Here is a 6,286-nt window from a genome sequence, read left to right as displayed (position 1 = left end):
TGGGTGACCCATGCACAAAAAACATCGCTGTTAATATTGATATCAAATAATCCGATAGCAAACAGGATTGTGCCCAATAAAGCGCCGATAACATTTGTTCTTCCTTTAGCTCCACAGTTCTTGAGACCAACACACCGTTGACCTTTCGGGGAATAGCCGTGAGTCCGCGGGGTATCGTGTGAAAAACCACTTTCATCAATAAAAACAATATGCTTGCCTTCTTTTACATACTGTTGTTTTTTGTTGAAACGTTTGTCGAGTGTTTTCGTCGGCTTTCGGATGACGTAGAGTTTTTTTATAGGTCAATCCCATTTTTTTAAGAGCTTGCCAAATGGCCTTCTGAAAAACGCCAAAACGATCTGCAAGCTCTTTTTGGTAAGCATCTGTATATTGTTCAACATATTTTATAGCTAAGCATCTTAATTTTGATTACAAAATATATGTTTTTCTCCAATATAAATTTACTGATATAGAGTAATTACTTGTAATCATTTTAAAGTCGCCCAGCTATATCGAGCCAAAAGCATCAACTACGCGTCAGCGAAAAATCGATAAATCCGAGTTGATAAAAGATGTTGAACAATACCAGATGCTTACCAAAAAGAGCGTGCAGAGCGTTTTGGCGTTTGTCAGAAGGCCATTTGGCAAGCTCTTTAAAATCGGATTGACCTATAAAAAACTCTACGTCATCCGAAAGCCGACGAAAATACTCGACAAACGTTTCAACAACAAAACAACAGTATGAAAAAGAAGGCAAGCATATTGTTTTTATTGATGAAAGTGGTTTTTCACACGATACCTCGCGGACTCACGACTATTCCCCGAAAGGTCAACGGTGTTTTGGTCTCAAGAACTGAGGAGCTAAAGGAAGAAAATGTTATCGGCGCTTTATTGGGCACAACGCTGTTTGCTATCAGATTATTTGATATCAATATTAACAGCGATGTTTTCTATGCATGGGTCACCCAAGTCCTTATCCCAGTACTTCCTAAAAACAGTGTAATCATGATGGATAATGCAACTTTTCACAAGAAACAGAGTATTCAACAAGTCATCATCAATGCGGAGCATATGGTGGAATATTTGCCTACCTATTCGCCAGATCTTAATCCAATTGAACATAAATGGGCACAAGCTAAATGCAAAAAAGAGCGCTCGGATGCGACACAGATATTTTTTTCGCACTCAATATGGTGTAATCAAAATTAAGTGGCTTAGCTATAAAAAAATTAAAAAAGCCTGGACGAGATCCCCGGCCAGAATTTAAAACAGCCACTTTTATCAATGGTATTGAAACCATGGAAGATCTTAAAGTAGGTATGATATTAGAAGGTTCGGTGACCAATGTGACCAATTTTGGTGCGTTTGTCAATATTGGCGTTCATCAGGATGGTTTGGTACACATTTCCTCTCTGTCCGATAAATTTCTTAAAGATCCTCAATTCTCTAGTCAAAACAGGGGATATTATCACCGTTAAAGTCATCAATATTGATTTAAACCGTAAACGAATTGCATTAAGCATGCGTCTGGATGAGAAAACAACAGATACGCGACAACAACATCGTAATAAGCCACAGACAGGCAAAAATGCCTCCTCAGCCAGTTCAACTAAAACATCCCAACGTAACAATATGCCATTCGCTAATAGTGTAATGGCTGATGCACTGGCGGCGGCAGCACTCAATAAAAAGCGTTAATTGTTAACATATATTATATAGTTAATAGTCTGATCTAACATCAGACTATTAACATATTCAATTTTAAAAAATGTTTTTTTTAATAAAAACTAATGAATTAACACTAATTTTGATGCCAATACTTCACTCTCTAGAGAACTATTGATCAATATCAATTGCTGTCATTTAAAAAAGCGCTAAATTAATTCGAGTAGCATATAATTATGATTATCATTATTAATATAAGAATGATAATATTTTTCATTAATTTTACTATTCATCTGGTACCCATTTGCGGTATCTTTGTTTTTTTGGCTCTAGAGTGGAAGTGTCTATGTCAATTCTTCCTAATCATCGATACAAAATTGTCGGATTTTCAGCAGAAATAAATCCAGCTTACCGTCAAAAGTTACTTTCTTTAGGTATGTTACCTGGATCTTTTTTTAACGTTATTCGTATAGCGCCGTTTGGTGATCCTATTCAAATCGAAACTCGCCGTATAAATTTGATCTTAAGAAAAAAAGATCTTGCGTTATTAAATTTGGACGATGCCGGCAACCAAGCGGTATAAAAACATTTTTTATGATAACTAAATAGCCTATTGCTTATTACTCATCTGACACCAAAACTATGAAACCATTAACTATTGGCCTTATTGGCAACCCTAACGCCGGTAAAACGACACTCTTTAATCAATTAACAGGCGCTTGCCAACGTGTTGGCAACTGGTCTGGTGTCACTGTTGAGCGAAAGGCTGGTCGCTTTGCAACCTCGGAATATGATATTGAATTAGTTGACCTGCCTGGCACCTATTCACTAACCACTATTTCAGAACAGACCTCACTCGATGAGCAAATTGCCTGTCATTTCATCCTAAGTGGCGAAGCGGATATGTTGATAAATGTTATCGATGCCGCTAAGCTCGAGCGTAATCTTTATCTAACATTACAACTTATTGAATTAGGTGTGCCTTGTATCGTTGCGCTTAATATGTTGGATATTGCCGAAAACAAAAATATTTATATTAATATTGATGAACTTCAAACACGCCTGGGCTGCCCTGTTATCCCTCTAGTTTCGACTCGCGCAAAAGGTATTAGCAAATTAAAACAAGCGATTGATAAACATAGCAATAATCTTATTTCAACACTCATCCGCTATCCCGATTTTTTGCTCACCAAAGTGGAAAATTTAGTTCAAGTTATTGACCATAATAAATTCAATCATCAACAGCGCCGTTGGCTAGCACTACAAATCTTAGAAGGTGATATATATAGCCTGGAACGTGCCGCTATTTCCACTGATAAATTAGATAAAATTAGGACCCATTTCCAATCTCAACAACAAGAAGAACCTGAGCTCATCATTGCTGATGCACGCTATCAAACTATTGTCCGCCTTTACGAAGCAGTGATTAATACTGAAACGGAAAAACCGAATACCTTAACGCAATTTATTGATAATATAGTACTTAATCGCTGGTTTGGGGTGCCGATATTTCTTTTTATCATGTATTTGATGTTCATACTTGCTATCAATATTGGTGGTGCATTACAACCGATCTTTGAAGGTGGCTCAGAAGCCATTTTCATCCATGGAATTCAATGGATTGGCCATACTTTTAACTTTCCCCAATGGTTGACGGTTTTCCTCGCCGAAGGGGTAGGTGGTGGTATCAACACTGTTTTGCCATTAGTTCCCCAAATTGGTTTAATGTATTTATTCCTTTCTGTATTGGAAGACTCAGGTTATATGGCACGCGCAGCATTTGTCATGGATAGACTGATGCAAGCACTAGGTCTCCCTGGTAAATCTTTTGTTTCTTTGATTGTCGGTTTTGGCTGTAATGTGCCTGCTATTATGGGTGCACGGACACTAGATACTCCTCGTGAACGATTAATCACCGTTTTAATGGCGCCTTTTATGTCTTGTGGCGCCAGGCTGGCTATTTTTGCTGTCTTTGAGGCCGCTTTTTTTGGCAAAAATGGCGCAAGTATTGTTTTTTATCTTTATTTATTAGGTATTGTCATTGCCATCCTAACCGGGTTGTTATTGAAATATACTGTTGCACGGGGCGAATCCTCCCCTTTTATCATGGAATTACCGGTTTACCATGTACCACACTTAAAAACATTACTATTACAGACCTGGCAAAGATTGAAAGGCTTTGTCTTAAGAGCGGGAAAAGTGATTATTATTGCCAGTATGATTATCGGTGCACTTAATAGTTTTTCTTTGTCCGGTAAAGTCGTTGATAATATTAACCAATCAGCATTAGCGTCATTAAGTAAAACCGTTACCACGTTATTGAAACCTATCGGTATCAATGATGATAATTGGCAAGCAACCGTTGGACTTATTACCGGCGCATTAGCTAAAGAAGTGGTTGTCGGCACATTGAATACACTGTACACCGCCGAAAATATTACTCAAACACCTTTTTATGCCGAGCAATTTAATCTGTTAGATGAATTAGAAGATGCGGTTAATGAAACTTGGGATAGTCTAAAAAAAACATTCAGTTTAAGTGTCTTATCCAATCCTATTGAAGCCAGTAAAGGTGATGATGATATGAATAGCAGTACAATGGGCGCTATGGCAGCACGGTTCGGCTCGTCTTTATCAGCCTATAGCTATCTAATCTTTGTTCTACTTTATGTGCCTTGCATTTCTGTATTAGGAGCCATTGCCCGTGAAACGAATCGAAACTGGATGACATTTTCTATTTTATGGGGCTTGAATGTTGCTTATTCCGTTTCTGCCTTGTTCTACCAAATAGCCACTTTCTCACAACATCCACAATATAGCGCGTGGGTTATTGGGATGCTCGTCGTGTTTAACTTACTGTTAATTGCATTGTTGCGCCATTCACGTAAAACGCATAACACTAAAACTCCATCATAATGTCCATAAATGTAACCACAGCCAAAGTGGTTCATGCCAACACTAGAGGTAATGAGATGATCAGTTTATTGCAAGTCAGAGATATGGTTGCGCTGTATGGCAGAACGGATGCTTACCAAATTAGTCAGAAATTCTCTGCTTCATTACCTATGATTGAGGCTATGTTAGATAAATTAGCGGCCATGGGAAAATTAGAACAAATTGATCAATCATCCTGTTTAACGGGCCATAGTTGTAAGCAATGTCCCGAAATAAAAAAGTGTAACCTAAAAATTTATCAAGTTACTTCTCTCTAATTTATGCGAGTAAGCGATAATTTATTAAAATTATCGCTTACTCGATTAGCATAAAGAATGTTTTTGCTTTTATTCTGACTCCCCATATTCATTTCTCCAATTGCCGCAAAAAATCGACTAACAATTGAATAAACTGATTAGGATGAGAAATAAAAGGGGCATGGGCCACATGTTTTATTACCACCGAAGGCGAATTTGGTAACCATTTATCCAGCATTGGTACTATTTTTTTGGGTACTAAGCTATCAAGGTCACCATAAATACGCAAAAAAGGTTTATTTAAGGTTAATAAAGATTGCCGTAGATCAGTTGTTCGCACAATTTTTAAACCTGCGTTTAACACGGCAACAGAGGGTAACGGCTGCTCTAGTATCACCGATTTTAATAACCGTATATCGCCATTAGCTGTTTTAGTGCCCAATGTTTGCAATACAAGAAAACGTTCTACTGTACGATGAAAATCAACCTGTAATTGTCGTTCAAAGCCCTTAAGTACCGTAGGTTTAATGCCTGGCCAATTTTCTTGTTGTCCAAAACAGGGCGATGAAGCCACTGTTATTAAACCTGCTATTTCAGCTTGATGGTTAAGTGAGATGATACTAGCAATCAGTCCGCCTAACGACCAACCTAACCAAATAGCCTCCTTGGGCGCTTTCTGCCAAATTACCTCTGCCATTTGTTGTAGCGACATCGGTGGAAAAAGATTACTACGACCATAGCCAGGTAAGTCAACTAGATGGAGACGAAAATGAGAACCACATTCCACTTCAATGGTACGCCAAACTTCTGCATTCAATCCCCATCCGTGCAATAGCACAATATCTTGTTTTCCTTTACCCAACTGCTGCCAAAACAGTGTCGTCATAGTTATTCTCGCTTTACAGGTATAAAAAAGGACATCATTATATTAACAATGGCTGGGTATTGTTGGCTATGCCACCAAACACTAAAATATCACTTTCATGGCATTTGTCACTACTGTTTAAAACATTTGCCTTATCTAAAACGAGTTTGTCATCGCTGTGCTTTACCCGTTGAACAATTCACCCTTGCTTGCGGTCGCTGTTTACAAACTCCACCCTATTGGCACAATCTTCTCGCCATTACTCCCTATATACCACCATTAAGCAAGCTAATACAGCAGTACAAATATGAAAAAATAACGCAAATCGCCTTTATCCTTGCACGCTTATTTCTACTCTATTGGCAACAAGGATATCGCCAACAACGCTGGCGCAAACCAGATATCATAATAGCGATCCCACTTCATCATGGTAAACATTGGCAACGTGGATTTAATCAAGCCAGTTTAATATAGCTAAGCGACTTAATTTTGATGACATTATTTATATGAGCTATTCAATTGATTTTAGACGTAAAGTGATATTTACGATGGAAGAAGAAGGGTT

Annotated in this window: 9 protein-coding genes and 1 pseudogene; 7 read left to right on the top strand and 3 right to left on the bottom strand. The window is 38.0% G+C overall.

Going from position 1 to position 6,286, the window contains the following annotated elements; genetic code table 11:
- Positions 1-200 (bottom strand): transposase (locus tag ARSQ2_RS09690; protein ID WP_420837770.1); only part of this gene is annotated, 200 nt, incomplete at its 3' end.
- Positions 196-408, bottom strand: a complete 213-nt coding sequence (locus ARSQ2_RS13845) for an IS630 transposase-related protein (RefSeq protein ID WP_181994267.1) — start codon at positions 406-408, stop codon at positions 196-198. The genes ARSQ2_RS13845 and ARSQ2_RS09690, both read right to left, overlap by 5 nt.
- Before the next feature lie 154 nt (positions 409-562).
- Here ARSQ2_RS13845 and ARSQ2_RS09680 point away from each other — a divergent pair, with 154 nt between their 5' ends.
- The 6 genes and pseudogenes from ARSQ2_RS09680 (at position 563) to ARSQ2_RS09655 (ending at position 4,877) form a co-directional block, all read left to right on the top strand.
- Positions 563-745 (top strand): hypothetical protein, encoded by a 183-nt coding sequence (locus ARSQ2_RS09680; RefSeq protein ID WP_181994264.1) that lies wholly within the window; start codon positions 563-565, stop codon positions 743-745.
- Positions 742-1,209 (top strand): transposase, encoded by a 468-nt coding sequence (locus ARSQ2_RS09675; RefSeq protein WP_238334261.1) that lies wholly within the window; start codon positions 742-744, stop codon positions 1,207-1,209. Before ARSQ2_RS09680 ends, ARSQ2_RS09675 begins: the two co-directional genes overlap by 4 nt.
- Positions 1,210-1,220: 11 nt before the next feature.
- Positions 1,221-1,698: pseudogene (locus tag ARSQ2_RS09670) on the top strand (S1 RNA-binding domain-containing protein); the annotation flags it as partial.
- A 313-nt stretch (positions 1,699-2,011) separates the two neighbouring features.
- Positions 2,012-2,248 (top strand): ferrous iron transporter A, encoded by a 237-nt coding sequence (gene feoA, locus ARSQ2_RS09665; RefSeq protein WP_181994266.1) that lies wholly within the window; start codon positions 2,012-2,014, stop codon positions 2,246-2,248.
- Between the two features lie 59 nt (positions 2,249-2,307).
- Positions 2,308-4,581 (top strand): Fe(2+) transporter permease subunit FeoB, encoded by a 2,274-nt coding sequence (feoB, locus tag ARSQ2_RS09660; protein WP_181994263.1) that lies wholly within the window; start codon positions 2,308-2,310, stop codon positions 4,579-4,581.
- A 56-nt stretch (positions 4,582-4,637) separates the two neighbouring features.
- Positions 4,638-4,877, top strand: coding sequence for a FeoC-like transcriptional regulator (locus ARSQ2_RS09655; protein WP_129109083.1), 240 nt, complete (start codon positions 4,638-4,640; stop codon positions 4,875-4,877).
- An 88-nt stretch (positions 4,878-4,965) separates the two neighbouring features.
- Here the strand turns inward: ARSQ2_RS09655 and bioH are convergent, their stop codons facing one another.
- Positions 4,966-5,742 carry a pimeloyl-ACP methyl ester esterase BioH gene (gene bioH, locus ARSQ2_RS09650; protein WP_181994262.1) on the bottom strand — a complete coding sequence of 259 codons (777 nt, stop codon included), beginning with the start codon at positions 5,740-5,742 and terminating at the stop codon, positions 4,966-4,968.
- Between the two features lie 48 nt (positions 5,743-5,790).
- Here bioH and ARSQ2_RS09645 point away from each other — a divergent pair, with 48 nt between their 5' ends.
- Positions 5,791-6,195: a hypothetical protein gene (locus ARSQ2_RS09645; protein ID WP_181994261.1), complete on the top strand. Its 405-nt coding sequence runs from the start codon at positions 5,791-5,793 to the stop codon at positions 6,193-6,195.
- Positions 6,196-6,286: the final 91 nt, after the last annotated feature.

The organism is Arsenophonus endosymbiont of Bemisia tabaci Q2 (genome assembly GCF_902713415.1).
In the GTDB taxonomy this organism is placed as follows: domain Bacteria; phylum Pseudomonadota; class Gammaproteobacteria; order Enterobacterales; family Enterobacteriaceae; genus Arsenophonus.
The sequence above is the reverse complement of the archived record's forward strand: the minus strand, read 5'-3'. Positions and strand labels throughout refer to the sequence as shown.